This is a genomic window from Bradyrhizobium yuanmingense, from assembly GCF_900094575.1.
Classification (GTDB): Bacteria; Pseudomonadota; Alphaproteobacteria; order Rhizobiales; family Xanthobacteraceae; genus Bradyrhizobium; species Bradyrhizobium yuanmingense.
This window is the reverse complement of sequence record NZ_FMAE01000006.1, coordinates 647,238-666,100: the sequence shown is the minus strand read 5'-3', so window position 1 is coordinate 666,100 and position 18,863 is coordinate 647,238. Positions and strand designations below refer to the sequence as shown.

General features: G+C 66.5%; 13 protein-coding genes. 4 read left to right on the top strand and 9 right to left on the bottom strand.

Annotated elements, in window-relative coordinates; genetic code table 11:
• Nucleotides 1–145 precede the first annotated feature (145 nt).
• Together GA0061099_RS24485 and GA0061099_RS24480 are read right to left on the bottom strand one after the other, a co-directional pair.
• Nucleotides 146–2,809 (bottom strand): bifunctional diguanylate cyclase/phosphodiesterase, encoded by a 2,664-nt coding sequence (locus GA0061099_RS24485; RefSeq protein WP_036030598.1) that lies wholly within the window; start codon nucleotides 2,807–2,809, stop codon nucleotides 146–148.
• Between the two features lie 138 nt (nucleotides 2,810–2,947).
• Nucleotides 2,948–3,640: a hypothetical protein gene (locus tag GA0061099_RS24480; RefSeq protein ID WP_036030602.1), complete on the bottom strand. Its 693-nt coding sequence runs from the start codon at nucleotides 3,638–3,640 to the stop codon at nucleotides 2,948–2,950.
• Between the two features lie 180 nt (nucleotides 3,641–3,820).
• Here GA0061099_RS24480 and GA0061099_RS24475 point away from each other — a divergent pair, with 180 nt between their 5' ends.
• The 3 genes from GA0061099_RS24475 to GA0061099_RS24465 all read left to right on the top strand — a co-directional run bounded on the left by GA0061099_RS24475 (nucleotide 3,821) and on the right by GA0061099_RS24465 (nucleotide 6,716).
• Nucleotides 3,821–4,906 (top strand): LysM peptidoglycan-binding domain-containing protein, encoded by a 1,086-nt coding sequence (locus GA0061099_RS24475; RefSeq protein WP_074448077.1) that lies wholly within the window; start codon nucleotides 3,821–3,823, stop codon nucleotides 4,904–4,906.
• Nucleotides 4,907–5,100: 194 nt separating this feature from the next.
• Nucleotides 5,101–6,405 (top strand): Spy/CpxP family protein refolding chaperone, encoded by a 1,305-nt coding sequence (locus GA0061099_RS24470; RefSeq protein WP_050996208.1) that lies wholly within the window; start codon nucleotides 5,101–5,103, stop codon nucleotides 6,403–6,405.
• Nucleotides 6,406–6,479: 74 nt separating this feature from the next.
• Nucleotides 6,480–6,716 carry an AbrB/MazE/SpoVT family DNA-binding domain-containing protein gene (locus tag GA0061099_RS24465; protein ID WP_036015962.1) on the top strand — a complete coding sequence of 79 codons (237 nt, stop codon included), beginning with the start codon at nucleotides 6,480–6,482 and terminating at the stop codon, nucleotides 6,714–6,716.
• Between the two features lie 143 nt (nucleotides 6,717–6,859).
• Here the strand turns inward: GA0061099_RS24465 and GA0061099_RS24460 are convergent, their stop codons facing one another.
• The 3 genes from GA0061099_RS24460 to GA0061099_RS24450 all read right to left on the bottom strand — a co-directional run bounded on the left by GA0061099_RS24460 (nucleotide 6,860) and on the right by GA0061099_RS24450 (nucleotide 12,645).
• Nucleotides 6,860–7,726, bottom strand: coding sequence for a hypothetical protein (locus GA0061099_RS24460; protein ID WP_036030609.1), 867 nt, complete (start codon nucleotides 7,724–7,726; stop codon nucleotides 6,860–6,862).
• Between the two features lie 218 nt (nucleotides 7,727–7,944).
• A complete protein-coding gene (locus GA0061099_RS24455) occupies nucleotides 7,945–10,392 on the bottom strand; it encodes an adenylate/guanylate cyclase domain-containing protein (RefSeq protein ID WP_036030612.1) in 2,448 nt (815 codons plus the stop codon).
• Between the two features lie 192 nt (nucleotides 10,393–10,584).
• Nucleotides 10,585–12,645, bottom strand: a complete 2,061-nt coding sequence (locus tag GA0061099_RS24450; RefSeq protein WP_036030615.1) for an AsmA family protein — start codon at nucleotides 12,643–12,645, stop codon at nucleotides 10,585–10,587.
• Between the two features lie 250 nt (nucleotides 12,646–12,895).
• Here GA0061099_RS24450 and GA0061099_RS24445 point away from each other — a divergent pair, with 250 nt between their 5' ends.
• On the top strand, nucleotides 12,896–13,570 hold the full coding sequence (locus GA0061099_RS24445; RefSeq protein WP_036044931.1) for a Crp/Fnr family transcriptional regulator: 675 nt from the start codon (nucleotides 12,896–12,898) through the stop codon (nucleotides 13,568–13,570).
• A gap of 11 nt (nucleotides 13,571–13,581) precedes the next feature.
• On the opposite strand, the gene GA0061099_RS24440 is transcribed toward GA0061099_RS24445, so the two are convergent.
• The 4 genes from GA0061099_RS24440 to GA0061099_RS24425 all read right to left on the bottom strand — a co-directional run bounded on the left by GA0061099_RS24440 (nucleotide 13,582) and on the right by GA0061099_RS24425 (nucleotide 18,788).
• Nucleotides 13,582–13,821 (bottom strand): DUF433 domain-containing protein, encoded by a 240-nt coding sequence (locus tag GA0061099_RS24440; RefSeq protein WP_036030630.1) that lies wholly within the window; start codon nucleotides 13,819–13,821, stop codon nucleotides 13,582–13,584.
• Nucleotides 13,822–13,882: 61 nt separating this feature from the next.
• Nucleotides 13,883–17,029, bottom strand: coding sequence for an efflux RND transporter permease subunit (locus tag GA0061099_RS24435; RefSeq protein ID WP_036030634.1), 3,147 nt, complete (start codon nucleotides 17,027–17,029; stop codon nucleotides 13,883–13,885).
• Nucleotides 17,029–17,958: an RND family efflux transporter gene (locus GA0061099_RS24430; RefSeq protein ID WP_036015974.1), complete on the bottom strand. Its 930-nt coding sequence runs from the start codon at nucleotides 17,956–17,958 to the stop codon at nucleotides 17,029–17,031. The genes GA0061099_RS24435 and GA0061099_RS24430 overlap by 1 nt, the downstream gene beginning before the upstream one ends.
• Before the next feature lie 158 nt (nucleotides 17,959–18,116).
• Nucleotides 18,117–18,788: an OmpA family protein gene (locus GA0061099_RS24425; RefSeq protein WP_036015976.1), complete on the bottom strand. Its 672-nt coding sequence runs from the start codon at nucleotides 18,786–18,788 to the stop codon at nucleotides 18,117–18,119.
• Between the last annotated feature and the right edge of the window lie 75 nt (nucleotides 18,789–18,863).

Below are 18,863 nucleotides of genomic sequence, written 5' to 3'. Positions count from 1 at the left end.
CATTTCGACGAGCCAGGTGCGCAGAATTCAATGAATTGATAGCTGTCGGTCGCTGATTGTCAAATCGCCGCACGACCTCGAACCAAACACTCAGCGGCGCCGCTTTCCTCGCAGCGGACATCCGGGCCAGACGTGGCGTCGCCGGCTAGGCCGCGACCGCCTGCGCCGCCAGCAGCTGCTTCAGCTTCGTCGCCGGTACCGCCGGGCTGAACAGCCAGCCCTGCATCTGGCTGCAGCCGAGCTGGCGCAGCACCTCGGCTTGCGCTTCGGTCTCGACGCCTTCGGCGGTGGTCGCCATATGGCGCGCGGCGGCCATGCGCACCACGGCCTGCACGATCGGCGAGGAGTCCTCGGACTGACCGATGTCACTGATGAAGCTGCGGTCGATCTTGATCTTGTCGAACGGGAAGCGGTGCAGATAGCTGAGCGACGAATAGCCGGTGCCGAAATCGTCGAGCGCGATGCGCACGCCGAGCTCGCGCAGCTGCTGCAGGATCGCCAGCGCCTCCTCGTCGTCGCGGATCAGCACCGTCTCGGTGATCTCGAGCTCGAGCCGGCCCGGCGCGAGCCCGGACTCCGCGAGGGCGGCGGCGACCTTGAGCGCCAGCGTGCGCGAGCGGAACTGGACCGGCGACACGTTGACCGCGATGTGAATCCGTCCCGGCCACGAGGCAGCCTCGACGCAGGCTTGCTTCAGCACCCATTCGCCGATCTCGCCGATCAGGCCGGTGTCTTCGGCGACCGGGATGAACTCCGCCGGCGAAACCATGCCGCGCTCGGGATGGCGCCAGCGCAGCAAGGCCTCGCAGCCGGTGACGACATTGGCGGTGAGGTCGACCAGCGGCTGGTAGTGCACCTCGAACTCGCCGCGTGCGAGCGCCTGGCGCAGATCGAGCTCGAGCTGGCGGCGCTGCCGCGCCTTGGCGTCGTATTCGGGCACGAACAGGCGGAAGGTGCGGCGGCCTTCCGACTTCGCCGCATACATCGCCAGATCGGCGCGCTTGAGCAGATCGTCGAGATTGTCGCCGTGATCGGGCGCGACGGCGATGCCGATGCTGGCATCGGTCGGAACCTCGTGCCCCCTGCAATCCACCGGTGCGCGCAACGCCTTGAGGATGGTTTCCGCCAGTGCCGTCAGCTCGGCCGGATCGGAGGTGCCGGCCTTGACGATGGCGAATTCGTCGCCGCCCAGCCGCGCGACCATGTCGTTGCCGCTGACGCAGGCGCGCAGGCGGTTCGCCACCTGGCGCAGCAGTTCGTCGCCGACCTCGTGTCCGAGCGAATCGTTGACGCCCTTGAACTCGTCGACGTCGATATAGAGGATCGCGAATGGCTTGCCTTGCGCGAGCTCGGCGACGCGGCGTTCCAGATGCCCGCGCAGCAGCACGCGGTTGGGCAGATCGGTGAGGGCGTCGTAATGCGCCAGATGGGCGATGCGCTCGTCGGCGCGGATGCGCTCGGTGACGTCGTCATGGGTGGCGAGCCAGCCGCCGGCAGCGGCCGGCTGGTTCTTGATCTCGATCAGGCGGCCGTCGGCGGTTTCGACGATCGCGCTCTTGGTGCGGCCGACATTGCTCAGGATGTCGTCGCAATAGGCCTCGACGTCGCCCTCGAACGAGCCGGTGTCCCGGCGGTGCCGGATCACGTCGCGGAAGTGGACGCCGGGCTTCACCACGGCGACAGAGAGCCCGTACATCTCGATGTAGCGGCGGTTGCAGACGATCAGCCGCTCGTCCTGATCGAACATCAACAGGCCTTGCGTCATCGTGTTCATCGCGGTGTCGAGCCGCTGCTTCTCGAGCGACAGGCGGTGCGTCACCTGGCGGAAGATCAGAAACAGCGTGAGCACCAACAGGCCGATCGACAGCGCGGCAATGGTGACGAAGAATTTCGTCTGTGTGCGCCAGGTCGCCAGCGTCGCATCGAGCGACTTGGTCGCGACCACGACCAGCGGCTCGCCGGTGAGCAGGCGCGAGGCGACGATGCGGTCCTTGCCGTCGATCGGGCTTGCGAGCTGGGTGGTGACGAAGGTGCGCTCGAACACCGCCATTTGCTCCGGCGTGCCGGTGCGGAAGTTCTGCCCGATCATCGCTTCGACGTGTGGAATGCGGGCGAGCAGCTGGCCGTTCTGGTGGTGCATCGCGATCGAGGAATCCTCGCCGAGCCCGGTCGAGGCGAAGAAGGATTCGAGCTGCTCGGGCGTGATCGCGCGCGAGACCAGCCCGAGGAATTCGCCGTGCGGGCCGGAGATGCGCCGCGCGAACACGATCGCCGGTCCGTTGCCGAACCGGCCGGGCACGACCTCCACCTCCTCCTGTGCGGCCGGATCGTCCTTGAGACGGGCGAAATAGCCGCGATCGGCGATCGAGATATCGGCGACCGGCCATTGCCGCGACGAGTTGATCAGCACGCCCCTGGAATCGAACACATTGGCGCCGGCGACGTCGGACCAGCCGCTGGCTTTCGCGCGCAGCACCTCATGCACGGCGAGCGTGCCCATCTCGCTGCGGAAGATTTCGGCGGACTGGATGCCGTGGCTCTCGAGCTCGGCGATGATGCTCTTCTGCAGCACCGCAAAGTCCTCGAACTGCCGGTCGAAATGCCGGGCGAGCATGCGGACGGCGTTTTCAAGGCTGTCGCGACCGCTCTCGATGGCATTCTGCCGGAAACGGTCGACCGTGAGCGCGGTGCCGATGGCGGTCGCAAGCATCAGCACGAAGCCGCCGGCGATCAGCCACGTCAGCGGCGCTCCGCGCCAACGGCGGAGCAACGCGCGCGTTCGCGCGGTCCATCGGATCGATGCGCCCATCCAGCCCTCCCGTGGGATGCAAGATGCAGCAAAACCGACAAGACCGGGTTACCATTGACGGTTAGGAAAATATGAATCGGAATGGAATCAGAGGGTTGGTTCCATCGTACAGGAGACCGCGGCGAGACCGCAGGACCTTCAGCGCCTGATTTTCCACTTCAAGGCTTCCGCGTTGCCCTTGGCGAACATCTTCGGCACATCGAATTTGCCGGTCTCGAGATCATAGCGGCATTTCCAATCCGCAAGGCCCTTCACCGCGACGTTCTTCGGATGCTTGTCCGTCTCGCCCGACAGCGAGATCAGGAGATAGCGGTTGTTGGTCCAGTCGACGCCGAGCCAGCGATACGCATCTTCGGTGCCCTTCACCAGATTCGCCGTGATGTGATAGTCGAGCTTCATGCTCTTGGTGTCGGGCCGGCTGCGGAAGTAGGCCCAGGCCAGATCGCCGAGCGACGTCTTGGTCGCGTTGACGAAGCTGCCGTTCTCGAAATGATAGAGGAAGAGGTTCTGCTCGCCCGAGCCGGTCTTCTGCATCCGCACCAGCCATTGCGAGTCGGCCGTGAAACGGAAGCCGGCCGGATAGCCTTGCTCGGGCTTCAACTCGCGCATCTCCCCGCCGCGTCGCGCCCAGACCTGCCACTTGATGTCGAAATCCTCGCCCTCCTTCATATACTGCTCGAGCCTGGTGGCGCCGTCGGGCGAGGTGAAGGCGAGATCGGCATCGTCGGAAAGCGTGAAGCCGGGCGGCGGGCCGGAGGCGGCCAAAGCGGGTGCAGCGGCCAGCGTCAGAGCAACCGCTAGGGATCCCGCGGCACGGGAGAATACGGTCACGGGAGGAATTCCCTTGAAGAATGCCGCCAGGCGGCCTTGATACTTGGACACCCGCGTGGTCGCGCCGGTTCATCCCGCGCGCCTGGACGGAAGCATAATCCTATCGACAGTCTTGCTGCGGCAGCCAAATCGGCGCACCTTGCCGGCCTCGGCTGATTTGCCACCCAAGGTCCTTTTCAAATGATCACCGCCTCCAAGGCCTTTATTGCCTTCTGTCTGCTCGCGCTGGTCGGCACCGCGCTGGTGATCGGCCCGACTGAGCTGCGCCGCCTGCTGCCTGATGGGACGAAGGTCACCGTCGCCGCCAAGCCGGAGGCCAAGGTCGAACCCCAGGTCGGAGCTAAGGTCGAGCCCAAGCTTGAAGCCAAGGTCGAGCCCAAGGTGGAATTCAAGCCTGAGTCCAAGCCTGAGTCCAAGCCTGAATCCAAGCCAGAGCTGAAGCCGGAACAGCCGAAGTTCGTCGACAGCGCGCCGCCTGCACCCGAGCCGAAGGCGGGCGCGCTGGCCGAGACCCAGAAGCAGGTGGCCGCGCTCGGTGACCTCGTGCCGGTCAAGCCGCCGGCGCCGGCTGCAGATGCCGGCCCCCGTTTCGACGTCGCCCGCATCGACGATCACGGCGAGGCGGCGGTGATTGCCGGCCGCGCCACGCCGGGTGCGCGGGTCGAGCTGCTGCGCGACGGCAAGCCGCTCGACACCGTGGTCGCCGACGCCTCGGGCCAATTCGTGATGACCCCGCCGCAGCTGCCGGCCGGCTCATATGACCTGACGCTCCGCGCCAGGGCGCCGGACGGCACGGTCACCGAATCCGGCCGGACCATGCCGGTCACAATCGCCGCGGCGGCGCCGCCGCCCGTGCGCATGCCGCCGGTTGCGAAGCAGGAGGCCAAGCCGGCCGAGAAGCCCGACGACAAATCGGATGTCGTCGCCGCGCTGCCGTCGGCCTCGCCGCGGCTGGCGTCGGTGCCTGAGAAGCAAGCGGCCCGGCCGAAACTGATCGGCGCGCCGAAACCCAAGGCCTTCGCGCAGGCGCCGAGGGCCACCGTGGTTGCATCGGCCTCGCCGGCGGAGGCGCTCACCGCCGCGCCGGCCGAGGCCGGCGGCAGCCGGATCATCGCCCGCGGCGATAGCCTGTGGGCGCTCAGCCGGCTCGCTTACGGCGACGGTTCCCGCTACGCCGTGATCTTCAACGCCAACCGCGACAAGATCCAGAATCCCAACTTGATCTATCCCGGCCAGACCTTCGTGATGCCGCAAAAGGCGGAGTGACACGGCACGGCCGGCGCGTTGCGACGCATTGTCCTGTGTCTCTCTGGAACATTCGGTTCCCTCGCGCGTCTTCGTGATGCGACGCATTGCGCACTTGGCGCGGGTGGGAGGGCCAAGACGTGGCCGTACAAGTCGTGGCCAAACAAGTCGTGGCCAAACAAGACCTGGCCAAATTGGTCGTCAGGTCAACGATCATGCCGGGACGCATGGGATTGGCGCTGGCTGGCGCGATCATGGTGGTTGCAGCAGTGCTGCTGCCTGACAGAGCCGAGGCGCAGTTCGGCTTGCGCGGCGGTCCGGTCGGGGTTGCGCGCTTCGCCGTCGGCCACGTGATCGGCCTGTCGCGCCTGCGCCATTCCCGCATGGCGGTGCGCGGCGGCCGCTACCGCTCCGCGGCGCTGAGGTCGCAGGACCCGCGCGGGGCCGACCGCAGCCAGCTGTCGAACCCTTACGTGATGCGTGCGGCCCTCACGGCGCAGGCTGCGCTGGCGGGCTGGCAAGGCGGCCGCCGCCCGCAGGGCTGGTGGCGTCATCCCGATGGCAGCTATGGCTGGGTCGGCCCGGTGTTCTGGCCGTTCGCCCATGACGATCTCACCAATGCGATCGTCTTCGGCGACACCACCAGCCTCTCGCTCTACGGCTACGGCGATATCTATGCCGCGCTGTTCACGCCCTATGCCGCCACCGAGCTTGCCGCCTACACCGTGCCGCAAGGCCGTCGCGCGCGAAAGGTCCCGACCGCGGAGACGCTGTGCGAGGCCAGCGACACCGGCGGCCTGCCGGTCGAGCGCATCGCGAGCGCCGTTGCACCGAACGAAGCTCAGCGCACCGCGCTCGACGAGCTCTCATCCGCCTGGAATGCCGCGCGCGACACCATCCGCACCGCCTGCCCGGCGCAAACGCCAGGGAATGCGGCGGAGCGCCTCGGCCTGATGCGCGAGCGTGTCGAGGCCATGATCAAGGCCATCGACACCATGGAAGCGCCGTTGTCGAAATTCGTCGGCCTGCTCAATGACGACCAGAAAGCCCGGCTCAACGCCTTAGCCAATGAGCGTCGCGCCGCGCTGGCGTCCTACCAGTCCAAAAACGCTGACAAGAACGCGGGCAAGGACGCATCCAAGGACGCACAGGCGGCCAAGGCCTGCCAGGCGGACTACGATCCTATTTCCGACGGGAACGCGCAGCGCCAATACGAGCAACTGCTCCAGCAGCAATGGCCCGCCGCCGACATCGCGGCCACGCTCCACCTCGACGAGGTCGCCCGCGCCCGCTTCGAGGTGCTGCAGGACACCACGCTCCGCACCATGCAGACGCTCAGCGCCTGTCCGACAGAACCCGCTGCAACGGCGCAGGCCCGCCTCGCCGCCGTGAAGGCGCGGCTGCAGACCATGCTGCAAGCCGTCGGCGCCATCGCCGACGCGCTCGACGATTTCCAGGCCGATCTCAGCGACGAGCAAAAGGCCGGATTCGAGGCGATCGGGCCAAAGCGAGGGGCGTGAGGGGACGCCAGCTTGGAATGCCATCATATCTCCCTATGATCTGCAGATAGGGATGCACATCACGGAGGGTGCTGGTGCTGGTTTCCAAATGGGGCAACAGCCTCGCAGTGCGCCTGCCCAAAGCGCTAGTTGATGAACTCGGCCTCAAGGAGGGCGACGAAATCGATATCGTGGCCACTCGCAAAGGCGCGATCGAAATCGAGACCAAGGCGGAGCAGCGTCGGCGTGCGATCGAGAACATGGAGGCGCGCAATTGGGCGGCCTTGCCCGCCGGCTACAAATTCGATCGGGACGAGGCGAACGAGCGGTGATCGCGTTCTTTGACAGCGGTGATTCTGGGACCTTCAGCGCGGCCGCAGCATCGGCGGGCTCACCATCGTCAATCCGTTCCTCGGCATGGCTCCGTGAACGCTCGCATCATCGCAAAGTCCGGATCCTTGCGCGGCTTCCATGATCACCCGCACGCCCAGTCGAACTTCATGTCCTTGAAGTCGAGCTGCGCGTTGCCGCCGCCGAAATTGTAGCCGCCGAAATATTCCTCGAACTCGATATAGAACGGGCTCATCTCCGGCACGGCCTGGCAGGGCCGCATGGTGCCGCCGAGGTGGTTGTGGGCGTGATCCTTGGCCCAGTCGTGCAGGCGGAAATTGTCGCGGCCCGGCTTGCCGCCGACATAGTAGTAATATGGCTGATAGCCGGTCGGCGGATTTTCGCGCACGTGCTCATCCTGCGGGCCCTTGCCGGCGTTGGGATCATCAGCGCGCGGCGACAGCGCGATCGCGCGCGTCTCGCTGAGATCGGCGCGCGGCGGGCTGCAAACATTCTTCTTGGCGTAGCTAGGTGCGGCCTCGAAGAAGGCGCTGGCGCCGCCGACATCGAGCCAGCGCGGCCGCTCCACTGTTGCCAGCGCAAGCGGCGCCGGCGGCGTCGCGAACGCGCCGTCATATTCGGCCTGCGTCAAGAGCAGCGCGGCATAGGCGTAGTCGAGAATGTCGGTCATGCGCGACAGCCGCGGATGCGACGGCCGCGCCAGCACCGCCTCGCGAATCTCGGGATCGTCGGGCGCGCCGCCGTCATTGTGATCGGGCGCCGTGGCGAAGAACGACAACGCGACGATGTCCGCGCCATGCACCCGGTAATCCTCCGGCAGCTTTAGCGTGAAGCCGTGCATCAAGGGATAGCCGGTGACGGGATCGAGCGGCCATTGCTCGGATGCAATGCCCGGCGGCAGCCCAAACACCCAGCCCTGATCACGCGCGCGATCCGCGGGCCGGTCCAGCATCTGCAAATCATAGGCACGCGAAGGCAGGGCAAGCGTCACGGGGTGTCTCCCACGAAATCAGCCTCGCCGTTGAGGCGAGGGTTGGTCGCGGGGAGGAGGGATGTGGTTCGTGAGAGGGGGCTGGGATGCTGCCAATCTGTCGGTGTTTTGCCCGACGTGTCAAATTGCGCGGCACGCGGCCGAGGCCTGCCGTAAGTCATTGATCCCAAAGCCCCTGCCTACTGTGCATGGGGTTGTTTTCGCAGTTTTGTTTGCGGCTACCCCCTTCGCCGCACCGCCGCCGCATCCACCACGTTCTCCACCTCCTCGCGCCAGCTCAGGATCTCCATCGCCAGCACGGGGTGATTGAAGCCCTTGAGCTGGAGATCGTCGAGGGCGCGGGCTTCGACGAAAGGCTCGACCATGCCGTAGACGCGGCGGCTGACCACGATCTGGTTGGGCTTGGCTTCGCTGCAGAGGCGGGAGGCGAGGTTGGTGACGCTGCCGATCGCGGCATATTCCAGCCGCTGCTCGAAGCCGACCTGGCCGAGCGTGGCATAGCCGAGCGCGACGCCGATGCCGAAGCCGAGGCTATGACCGCGGTTGCGCCAGCGCTCGGTCAGGGGGCCGATCGTGTCGCGCATCTCCACCGCCATCTTCACAGCGCGCTTGGTGTGGTCCTCGAACTGGATCGGCGCGTTGAACAGGATCATCACGCCGTCGCCGGCATATTTGTCGAGCGTGCCCTCGTACTTGAAGATCAGCTGGCCGAGCGCGGCGTGATATTCGCGCAGCACGTTCATCGCCTCTTCCGGCTCGGTCGCTTCCGTGAACGCGGTGAAGCCGCGCAGGTCGCAGAACACCACCGTGACCTCGCGGCGTTGGCTGGTGAGCAACCCCTCGGGGCTGTCGGAGGAGGCGATCAGCTGCGCCACCTGCGGCGCCAGGAAACGCTCGAGCTTGCGGATGCGCTCGATCTCGCCGAGCTGGGTCCTGACTCGCTCCTCCAGCGACTTGTTCCAGTCCTTGAGCTGCTCGGTCTGCTCGCGGAGCTTGTCGGCTTGCGCGCGCACGGTCGTGTTCGCCGCCTCCAGCGCGTGGCTCTTGTGGTCGACCTCGGTAAACAGCTGCGCATTGCGCATCGCCAGCACGGCCTGGTTGGCGAAGGTGCGCATCAGGCCGATGATGCTGGGCGCGAACGCCCCGGTGGCGCGGCGCAGCACCACGAGCGAGCCCAGCGTGCCCTGCTGGTCGATCAGCGGCACCACCAGCACCGAGTTGAAGCCGGCCGCGAGCGCGGCCTCGCGCAGCGGCTGCTCGGCGGCATCGCCAAGCTCGGCCAGCGCGATCGGCGCGCCGCTGTCGGCGGCATCGCTCAGGATGTTGCCGCCTTGCGCGATGGTGACATGCGCGCCCTCGGCGGATTTGTCGATGCCGTTGGCCTCGACCAGGTTGAAGCGGCGCGCTTCGGCGTCGAAGCCGTAGATCAGCACCGCGTCGGCACGGGTGATCTCGATGGCGCGGGCGGCGATGGTTGCAAGCACCGCGTTGAGATCGAGCGAGGAGGCCACCGCGCGGCCGACCTCCTCCAGCACCTTGAGCTCGTGGATCGACTGCGCGAGATCGCGGGTGCGCTCCTCGACCTTGCTCTCCAGGTTCGAATAGGTCTCCTGGATCTGGTCGGCCATGCGGTTGAACTGCCCGGCGAGGTCTTCCAGCTCGTCGGAGGTGTGCACGTCGATGCGGTGGCTGAAATCGCCTTCGCCGAGCTTATGCGCACCGTCGCGCAGCGCCGTGATCGGGATGATCATGCGGCGGGCGAGCAGCGTGCCGGCGAGGATCGCGACCATCAGGCCCATGCCGATCAGAAGCGCGATGCGCACCAGCTGGTCGCGGATCGGCATCAGGGCCTGCGTGGTCGGCTGCTCGAACAGCACGCTCCAGCCGAGCTTCGGCACGATGCTCGCGGCGCTCATCACCGCATGGCCGTTGAAGTCGGTGCCCGACGTCTCGGCTTCGTGGCCGGGCGCGATCGCGGCCGCCACCTGCGGCAGTTTGGAGAGGTCCTTGCCGATCTCGGGCCCTTTCGATGACGTCGCCAGCACCCGGCCGCGCGGATCGACGACATAGGCGAAGGCGGCCTTGCCTACTTGCGCGTCGGACAGGAAGTCGGAGAGGAAACCGAGGTCGATCTCGGCCACGGTGACGCCGGCATTGAAGCCGGAATGCGCCACCGAGATCGACATCAACGGCGTCTGGTCGGCGAACCAGGCCGGCGCGTAGGTGACGCCGCGGGCGACGGCGTCGGTGAAGCGCACGTCGCGGGAGAGGTCGGCATTGCCGCCGGTCGTGGTCGATTGCCTGGAGACGCGCAGCACCTCGCGGCCGTCGCCGTTGAGCTGGAACAGCTGGTTGACGACCGAGACCTGGTGCAGCAGAGAGGCATAGTCGGCGCGGCGCTTCTCCAGCGTGTCCTGGCTCGCGCGCGTCACCCAGCTGATCTGGCGGTCGAGCTCGGAAATCGCCTGCTCGATGCGCCGGGCGGCCGCCTGCGCCTTGTCCTCCAGGCCGTCGGTCAGCTGTGTCCGCGTCGCGCGGTAGGAGATCCAGGTCTCCATCGCCCCGTTGACGGCAAGGACGAACACGACGAGGCCGACGAGAGAGACGACGTATTTGGCGAACAGGCCCTCGCGCAGAGATCGTGTCTTGTCGTTCGCTCCTGCCATCCCGATCCTCTCGCGCCGCCACTGACGCTGCGCGCTATGGGCCGTACAGGCCCTTCCAAGCCGTTCTACCACAATTTGGACCGAAGGGCCGTCGCGCGGCCGGGGACCGGCCGGTGTGGTTACCCCCTGTGGCCTCCTGGGCAGGTGGACGGGCGGCGATGGTCGCAGCCCGATCCGTTCGAAGGAGGGAGCTTAGCGGTTGAAGAGCTGCCGCAGCACGTCGTTCATTGGCTGACTGTCCTGCTGCGCGGCCGGCGGATCCTCCAGGGCGGGGGCCGCAGGGGAGGCCTGCGGCGCCGGCGTCGAGGGCGTTGCCGGCAGGCTGCGGTTGCGCCCGGTGCCGGTGCCAGTGCCGCTCCCCGCGCCGCTGGAGAGACCCTGCTGGATCAGATTGCCGATCGCCTCCCCGAGCGGGCCGCCAAGCAGATTGTTCTGCCCCGGTTGCTGGCCTTGCGGATTGGCATTGCCGCCCGGCGCGACGGTGCCACCAAGGCCGAGGCTGCCCAGGATGTTGCCGAGCCCGGCGCCGTCGGGGCCGAACAGGCCCTTGCCCATCTCGCGCAGCTTGGCATAGGCGGCGTCGGGATTGTCCAGCATGCCGGCCATGTCGGGATAGATCCGCGGCTGCGACCAGGAGCCCTGGATCATCACGGGAATGCCGAAGCCGACCGGCTCGGAGGTGCGGCCCTGGCCTTCGGTCGTCATCACGAGCTTCGGCTCGACGCGAAAGCCCATCATCTTGGTGTCGAGCGCGATGGTGCCGGCGCCGGTGACGCGCACCAGCGGCCCGATCAGGTTGAGATCGGTCGTCACCGCCTGACCCTTGTCGATGCGGAAGGAGGCCGAGAGCTGCGACAGATCCGTGCTCTGCTCCTGGCTCGGGTCCTGGTTTCCGTTCTGGTTTCCATTCTGGTTTCCTTGCCAGCCGGAGAGCGTGCTCGTCGTCAGCGAGCGGATCATCTGCGCGACATTGATGCCGCGGATCGCGCCGTCCTGGAAATTGACGAAGGCCGTCCCTTGCATGTTCGCCATCAGCGCGCGCTGGCTGTTGCCGGCGCTGCGCAGGGCGAGCTTGGCCTGCAGCTTGCCGTCGATGCGATCGAACTCGGCAAGGCCCTGGAGCAGCGGCAGCGCGCGCACGCCGACGAGGTCGGAATGCATGGCAAAGCTCGGCGCGCCGGTCGTCGCGTCCAGGATCACCTCGCCCGAGACCTGGCCGCCATAGGCGCCGAGATTGGCCGTGCCGGCCTTCAGCACGCCGCCGGCGAGCTTGGCGTCGAGCGCCAGCGGCGCAATGCGCGCATCGCCGATCACGGCCTCGTTGGCGGAGATCCGCACTTGCGCATCGACATAGTTGAGCCCGGCCACGTCGATCGGCGCGTTGCTCCAGGGCTGCCCGGACACGCTTTCCGGCGATTTCGCCAGCGGCATGGCGAGCCGCTGGAAGTCGAGATCGACCTTGACCAGCGGCTTGCTCGCGATGTCGACGGAAGCCCAGCCATTGAAGGCGCCATCGCCGAGCCTGCCGTTCACGCCGTTGATCATCACGACATTGCCGCTCAGCCGCATCTCGGCCTGGCCGGTGAGCTGGGACTTCAGCACGCTGGGCATATCGATGGCGAAATCCACATGAAACGCCGGCCGTTCGGCCGGCGAGGCCGCCTTGATGTCGAACTTGGTCGGGTGATCGCCGACGCGCGCGGTGCCGGTGATATTGACCTTGCGGTCGCGGTCCAGGGTCGCGTCGGCGTTGATGGCGCTGATGCGGCCCTCGACACGGTCGCGCAGGCGCGAGAATGCCACTTCGCCGTCGGTGACCTTGATGCGGTCGATGGTGGCGCCTTTGGTGTCGAGCGCGAGCGGCTTCGCAGGCGCGGCTGCATTCGGCAGGCGTTCGCGGAGCAGCGGCTGGTAGAGCACGGGACGGGTGACGACGAGCTCGCTGATCTCGGGCCTGCCGGACCACACGCTCGCGAGCGACATGTCGGCCTGCACGCGATCGATCGTCAGGCGCGTGATGCCGCTGCGGTCCTTGGGGTCGGCCAGCGTGAGGTCGTTCAGCGTGACGTTCAGCGTCGGCCATAGGCTGATCTTGGTGGTGCCGTCGATCGACAGCCGATAGCCGGTCGCACTCTCGAGGCGCGAGGCGATCGTCGAGGTCAGGAAGCCCGAGGGGATCCCGACCACGAGCAGAAGTGCGATCACGACGATGACGGCGGCCAAAGCCCCGCCGACGAATTTCAATGCTCTCATGTCGACTTTCCAGCGACGGACAATCCGCGCCGAACCCGGCCGATCACCCGTCCTTTGCGCCCGGAGTTTATCCCCGGACGGGAAGCGGCTCCAAGCGCGTAAAAATAGTCAGGGGGTGCTGCAAAGTTATGTGACTTATGACACACTTCTCCGGCGCTGTTTTACGCGATCCTGAAGTTGATGGTTTCAAGCGATTTGCCAAGACGATTTGCCAAGAGACGATGACCAGGACGTTCACAAGGACATTGACATGAGCAAGCAGGCCGAATTTGCGGTCATCCTGAAGATGAATCCGATGTTCGCCGATCTTGGCGCAGACGAGCTCCAGCGGCTGTCTAATCTCTGCCACACCCAGCATTTGGCCAGCGGCGAGGTGCTGTTCCAGAAGGGCGATCCCGGCAATGCGCTGTTCGGCGTGCGCCGCGGCCAGGTCCGCATCGAGACCGGCGCCGCCGACGGCAGCCGGCTGACGCTGAACTTCATGGGGCCGGGCGACCTGTTCGGCGAGGTCGCGGTGCTGGACGGCCAGAACCGGACGGCGGACGCGACCGCGGGCGAGGCCAGCGAATTGTTCGTGCTGCGGCGCGAAGACTTCCTCGGCTTCCTCGAGCGCGAGCCCAAGGTCGCGATCAAAATCATCGCGCTGCTGTGCCAGCGCATCCGCTGGCAGAGCGAGCGCATGGAAGAATCCATGCTGCAGCCGCTGCCGGTGCGGCTGGCGCGGCGGCTCTGCGCGCTCGCCGCCGATTTCGGTTCCGAGGTCCATATCTCGCAGGAGCAACTCGGCGTCTTCGTCGGCGCCGCCCGCGAAAGCGTCAACCGCCAGCTCCAGGCCTGGCGCAAGGAAGCGATCCTCGATCTCCAGCGCGGCCGGATCCTGCTGCGGAACATGACCAAGCTGACCGCGATCGCGCGAAACGAGTAGGGCGAGCAGTTTCACTCTTGCTCGGCGGGTGGAGACAGATCGACGGCTAGATCCTCGGCGAGGAACGCCGCGTATCGCAATGCCTCATCGATGTCTTCGCGCTCGAAATACCGATATTCATTGAGGATCGATTCGCGCGTCTCGCCGGCCGCCAGCAGGCCGAGCAGCCGCGCAACCGGAAAACGCAGCCCGCGAATGCAAGCTTTGCCAGTGCAGACGGCAGGGTCCATCGTGATGCGCGCGAAGGCCATGCCATAGGCTAGCGGACGCAAACGACTTGCGCCACCGTGGGCTTCCAAGCTGGCGTGGACCCTACTCCGCCGCGGGCCGTGCGACGCTCGTCACCGCCGGCCTGGCTTCCGCCTCCGCAGCCCCATGATGGTCCGTCTCCGCATCCTCGCTGTGCACGATCAGCCGCTTGGCGAAGCGCCAGATCAGGGCGCCGAAATCGTCCATCACCATGAACATCGCGGGCACGAACACCAGCGACAGGAGGGTCGAGAAGATCAGGCCGCCGATCACCGCGAGCGCCATCGGCGAGCGGAATTCGCCGCCGGCGCCGACGGCCAGGGCGCTCGGCATCATGCCCGCGGCCATGGCGATCGTGGTCATCACGATCGGACGGGCGCGCTTCATGCCGGCGTCGATCATGGCCTCTTCGCGCGGCGTGCCGGCCTTGATGGACTCGATGGCGAATTCCACCAGCATGATCGCGTTCTTGGTGACGATGCCCATCAGCATCAGGATGCCGATCCACACCGGCGTGGTGAGCTGCTTGCCGGTGACGAGCAGGGCCGCGATCGCGCCGCCGATCGAGAGCGGCAGCGAGAACAGGATGGTGATCGGCTGCAGGAAGGTGCCGAACAGCAGCACCAGCACCGCATAGACCATCATCAGCCCCGCCGTGATGGCGGTCGCAAAACCCTCGGACAATTCGTTCAGGCTTTCGGCATCGCCCGAGGGCGAGACCTTCACGCCCTTCGGCAGGGTCTTCATGACCGGCAGGTCGTAGATCTTCTTGGTGGCATCGCCGAGCGCGGCGGAGCCGACGAGGTCGGCGGCAACGGTCGCCTGCCGTTCGCGATCGTAGCGGCCGATGCTGGTCGGACCCTGGTCGAGCTTGACGTCGGCGATGACCGAAAGCGGCACGCCGCCCTTCTCGCCGCGCTCGCCGAGCGGCACGCGGAGCTGCTCCAGCGTCTTCAGATCGCCGCGGGCGGCGTCCTCGAGCTGCACGCGGATCGGCACCAGGCGGTCGCCGACGTCGAACTTGGCGAGTGCCGGTCCGACGTCGCCGATGGTGGCGACACGGATGGTCTGCGACAGGCTTTCGGTGGAGACGCCGAGCCGTGCGGCGAGATCGGCGCGCGGCTCGATGCGCAGTTCGGGGCGCTCCAGCGAAGTTTCGGAGATGACGTTGGCGATGGTGGGAATGCGCTTCATCTGCGTCGCAAGCTCGCTCGCGACGTTGTTGACGATGTTGGGGTCGACGCCTGTCACCACCAGCGAGATCGCGCGCAGGCCGTTCTCGTCCAGGAACCAGAAGCGGATATCGGGAACGTTCTCCAGCTCCTGGCTGATGGAGAATTCGAGCTCGCGCTGGGTGATGTCGCGGCTGTCCTTGGGTGTGTAATTGATGATCAGGGCGGCGCGGCGCACCTCCTGGGTGCCCGGCGGGACGCGGCCGCCGTCGACGAAGATGCTCTTGACCTCGGGCCGCTTGCGCAGGCGCGCGACGATGTCCTCGGTGACCTTCTCGGTGTAGGCGAGCTGGGTGCCCGGCGGCAGCTCGAGCGCAAGCAGCGAGCGCGCGCTGTCCTGGGCCGGCAGGAAGCCCTGCGGCAGCAGCGTGATGCTCCAGATCGAGGCGGCGAAGACGCCGAGCCCGATCAGCACCGTGATGAAGTAGTGCTTCACCGACCAGGCAACGATGCGATGATAGGAGCGCAGGATGGGACCGGGCGGCGGCTCCTCGTGCGTACTGTGCTTGAGGAAATAGGCGGCCAGCACCGGCGTGACGAAGCGCGCGGCGAGCAGCGAGAAGAACACCTGCACCGAGACGGTGATGCCGAACTGCTTGAAGAACTGTCCGGCAATGCCCGACATGAAGCTCGCGGGCGCGAAGATGGCGATGATGGTCAGCGAGATCGCGATGACGGCGAGGCCGATCTCGTCGGCGGCCTCGAGCGCGGCCCGGTAGGGCGACTTGCCCATGTTCATGTGCCGGACGATGTTCTCGATTTCGACGATGGCATCGTCGACAAGAATGCCCGTCGAGAGCGTGATGGCGAGGAAGCTGACGAGGTTCAGCGAGAAGCCGAGCAGGTCCATCGCCCAGAACGCCGGGAAGATCGACAGCGGCAGCGAGATCGCGGCGATGATGGTGGCGCGCAGGTCGCGCAGGAACAAGAGCACGATGATCACGGCGAGGATGGCGCCTTCGAAAAGGGTCGAGATCGCCGCGTGGTAATTGCCGTTGGTGTATTCGACCGAGGTGTCGATCACCTTCAGGTCGACGTCGGGATAGGCCGCTTTCAGCGCGTCGATGCGCTTCTGCACGGCCTCGGCCACCTTCACGTCGCTGGCGCCCTTGGAGCGCTTGATGCCGAGCGCGACCACCGGCTCGCCGTTGAAGCGGGCGAAGGTGCGGCGGTCGGCGATGGTGTCGGTGACGGTGCCGAGATCGTCGAGCCGGACCTCGCCGCCGCCGAACAGCGGGATCATGGTGCCGGCGAGATCGCCAAGCGTCTTGGCGCCGGCGAGCGTGCGGATCGCCTGGTCGTTCTTGCCGATCTCGGCGCGGCCGCCGGCGACGTCGACATTGGTGCCGCGCAGGCTCTGGCTGACATTGACCGCGGTCAGGCCCATCGCCTGCAGGCGATCGGGATCCAGCGAGACCAGGATCTCGCGCTCGACGCCGCCGATGCGCTCGACCTGGGCGACGCCGCGCACGCCCTGCAGCGCGCGCTTGACCACGTCGTCGACGAAATAGGAGAGCTGCTCCGGCGTCTTGCCGGGCGAGATCGCGGCATAAGTCACGATCGGCAGGCCGATGACGTCGACGCGCTGGATCAGCGGCTCGGTGACGTTCTGCGGCAGGTTGGAGCGCACGCGCGTCACCGCGTCCTTGACGTCGTTGAGCGCGCGATCGGTGTTGGTCTCGAGCGCGAACTGGATCGTGGTGACCGACAGGCCGTCGGTGATCGACGAGGTGATGTGCCTGACGCCCTCGACGCCGGAGACCGCGTCTTCAACCGTCTTGGTGACCTGGGATTCCAGTTCGGCCGGTGCGGCGCCGAACTGCGACACCGCCACCGAGATCACGGGGATGTCGGCCGAGGGCAGCCGTGTGATCGCAAGCTTGGTGAAGGACACCCAACCCAGCACCAGCAGGATGATGGAGAAGACGATCGACGGCAGCGGATTGCGGATCGACCATGCCGAGATATTGAGAGCCATCAGCGTACCCGCGTGCGATCGAGTTCATCGGCGAACATGGTCTTGATCTGGTCGCCGTCATGGAGCGAAGAGCCGGCGTCGGCCACGACGATTTCGCCGACCTGCAGCCCTTCCAGGATTTCCGTCGCGCTGTCGGACGACAATCCGACCCGCACCTTGCGTGTCTCGACGACATTGCCCTTGACGACCTGCACCGTGAGGTGATCGATCGCGGTCTTCGGGATCGAGACGCCGCAGCTTCGCTTGGCGTCGATCGAGGCGCGAGCGAACACGCCGACCTTGAGCGAGGGGTTGTTGGCGACGCTGATGCGGACCCGCCCGAGTTGCGTGGCGCGGTCGATCTCGGGTGCAACCAGCCGGACCCGCCCGATCAGGTCGGGCGCATCGTCGCGGCTGATCCGCACGGTGGCGCCGGAGGTGAGCTTGGACATGTGCACCGCCGGAACCTGGGCGTCGAGCTCGATCTCGTTGTTGACGGCGATGCGGAACATCGGACCGGCCTGCGGCGAGGCCGGCGCGCCGACGATGGTGCGGACTTCGGTGACAAGGCCCGGCGCGGGGGCTTTCAGCGAGATCGGGCCTTGCGGGCCGGGCCGCTGCGGCTGGCCCGGAATCTGCGGCGGCGCGGTCAGGCGCGCTAGCTCCTGATTGTCGGCGACGATCGTGCCCTCGGTGACCAGGAGGTCGGTGACCCTGGAGCCTTCCTGATCGGCAACGACCACCGCCTCGCGGCGCGGTACGAAGAAACCGGTCACCCGCACCAGATCGGAGAAGCAGGCATTGGTTGACTTCGTCACGATGACGAGCGCCTCGCTTTGCGTCTCCTTCGGCTCGGGACGCTTGCGATGCTCGAACAGATAATAGCCGATGCCGAGCGCGGCGACGAACAGCACGGTTCCGGCCGGCTTGAGGTATTCAGTCAAATTCATCGCCGGATCATCCTGACCTGGCTCACGGCCATCCGCGCGAGGCCCAAACGGAGCGCTTTTCTGACATGAAGCGGCGTCCCGCAAGGCTGCGGGACGCGCTTTGGAAACGAGACCTTACACGACATCACGACTTGTCACTGGCAATGGATTCGTCGTGCTCACTTCGATGCGGTGGTCTTGTTTTCCATGTTGACGACCTGCACGCGCCGGTTGGCCTCCGCCAGCGGCTGGTTCGGGTCCTTGAGCTTGCTCTTGCCGTAGCCGACGGTGACGAGATCGGTCGCGGAGATGCTGTACTTCTCGACCAGGTAGCGCTTGATCGAATCGGCGCGACGCTCCGAGAGGTCCTGGTTGTAGGCTTCGCCGCCGGCGGCGTCGGTATGACCGGCGACCACGAAGGTCGAGCCCTTCAGATCCGGGCTGGTCAAGGCGCGGCCGAGCGCCTGCACCGAGGGCAGCGACTTGGCGCTGATATTGGCGGAGTTGTAGTCGAACGTGATCTCGAGATCGATGTTCGGCTTGTCCTTGGCGGCCAAGGCGATTTCCTCGCGCTCGGTCGACGACAGCGAACGCGTCGAGCGGCCGCGCACCGACTGGATCAGCTTGGAGTCGGTCGCGCTCGGTGCAGGGGCGGTCTGCGGACCGATCGAGAGGCCGCGCGTCAAGGGCTTCTTCGGCGCCGGCGCCAGCGCGCGGACGATCTCGTCCTCGGTGACATTCTTGCTGTTGCCGTCATCGCCCGCATATGCGGCCGAGGTCGGCAGCGACAGCGCGGCGCCGACGGTGATGATGGACAGAATCGCGGTAAGCCAATTTGCAGCCGATCTCATTCCCAGTCCCTCCTGCGCAGCCAGCTCACGTGCTCTCAAAATTCAAGCAACACGCCCCCGAAAAAGCCTGTTGCG

What these genes read in the sequence shown, in the direction of transcription:
- GA0061099_RS24485 (WP_036030598.1), bottom strand. Translation starts at nt 2,809, where the DNA reads ATGGGCGCATCGATCCGATGGACCGCGCGAACGCGCGCGTTGCTCCGC.
- GA0061099_RS24475 (WP_074448077.1), top strand. Translation starts at nt 3,821, where the DNA reads ATGATCACCGCCTCCAAGGCCTTTATTGCCTTCTGTCTGCTCGCGCTG.
- GA0061099_RS24470 (WP_050996208.1), top strand. Translation starts at nt 5,101, where the DNA reads ATGCCGGGACGCATGGGATTGGCGCTGGCTGGCGCGATCATGGTGGTT.
- GA0061099_RS24455 (WP_036030612.1), bottom strand. Translation starts at nt 10,392, where the DNA reads ATGGCAGGAGCGAACGACAAGACACGATCTCTGCGCGAGGGCCTGTTC.
- GA0061099_RS24450 (WP_036030615.1), bottom strand. Translation starts at nt 12,645, where the DNA reads ATGAGAGCATTGAAATTCGTCGGCGGGGCTTTGGCCGCCGTCATCGTC.
- GA0061099_RS24445 (WP_036044931.1), top strand. Translation starts at nt 12,896, where the DNA reads ATGAGCAAGCAGGCCGAATTTGCGGTCATCCTGAAGATGAATCCGATG.
- GA0061099_RS24440 (WP_036030630.1), bottom strand. Translation starts at nt 13,821, where the DNA reads ATGGCCTTCGCGCGCATCACGATGGACCCTGCCGTCTGCACTGGCAAA.
- GA0061099_RS24435 (WP_036030634.1), bottom strand. Translation starts at nt 17,029, where the DNA reads ATGGCTCTCAATATCTCGGCATGGTCGATCCGCAATCCGCTGCCGTCG.
- GA0061099_RS24430 (WP_036015974.1), bottom strand. Translation starts at nt 17,958, where the DNA reads ATGAATTTGACTGAATACCTCAAGCCGGCCGGAACCGTGCTGTTCGTC.
- GA0061099_RS24425 (WP_036015976.1), bottom strand. Translation starts at nt 18,788, where the DNA reads ATGAGATCGGCTGCAAATTGGCTTACCGCGATTCTGTCCATCATCACC.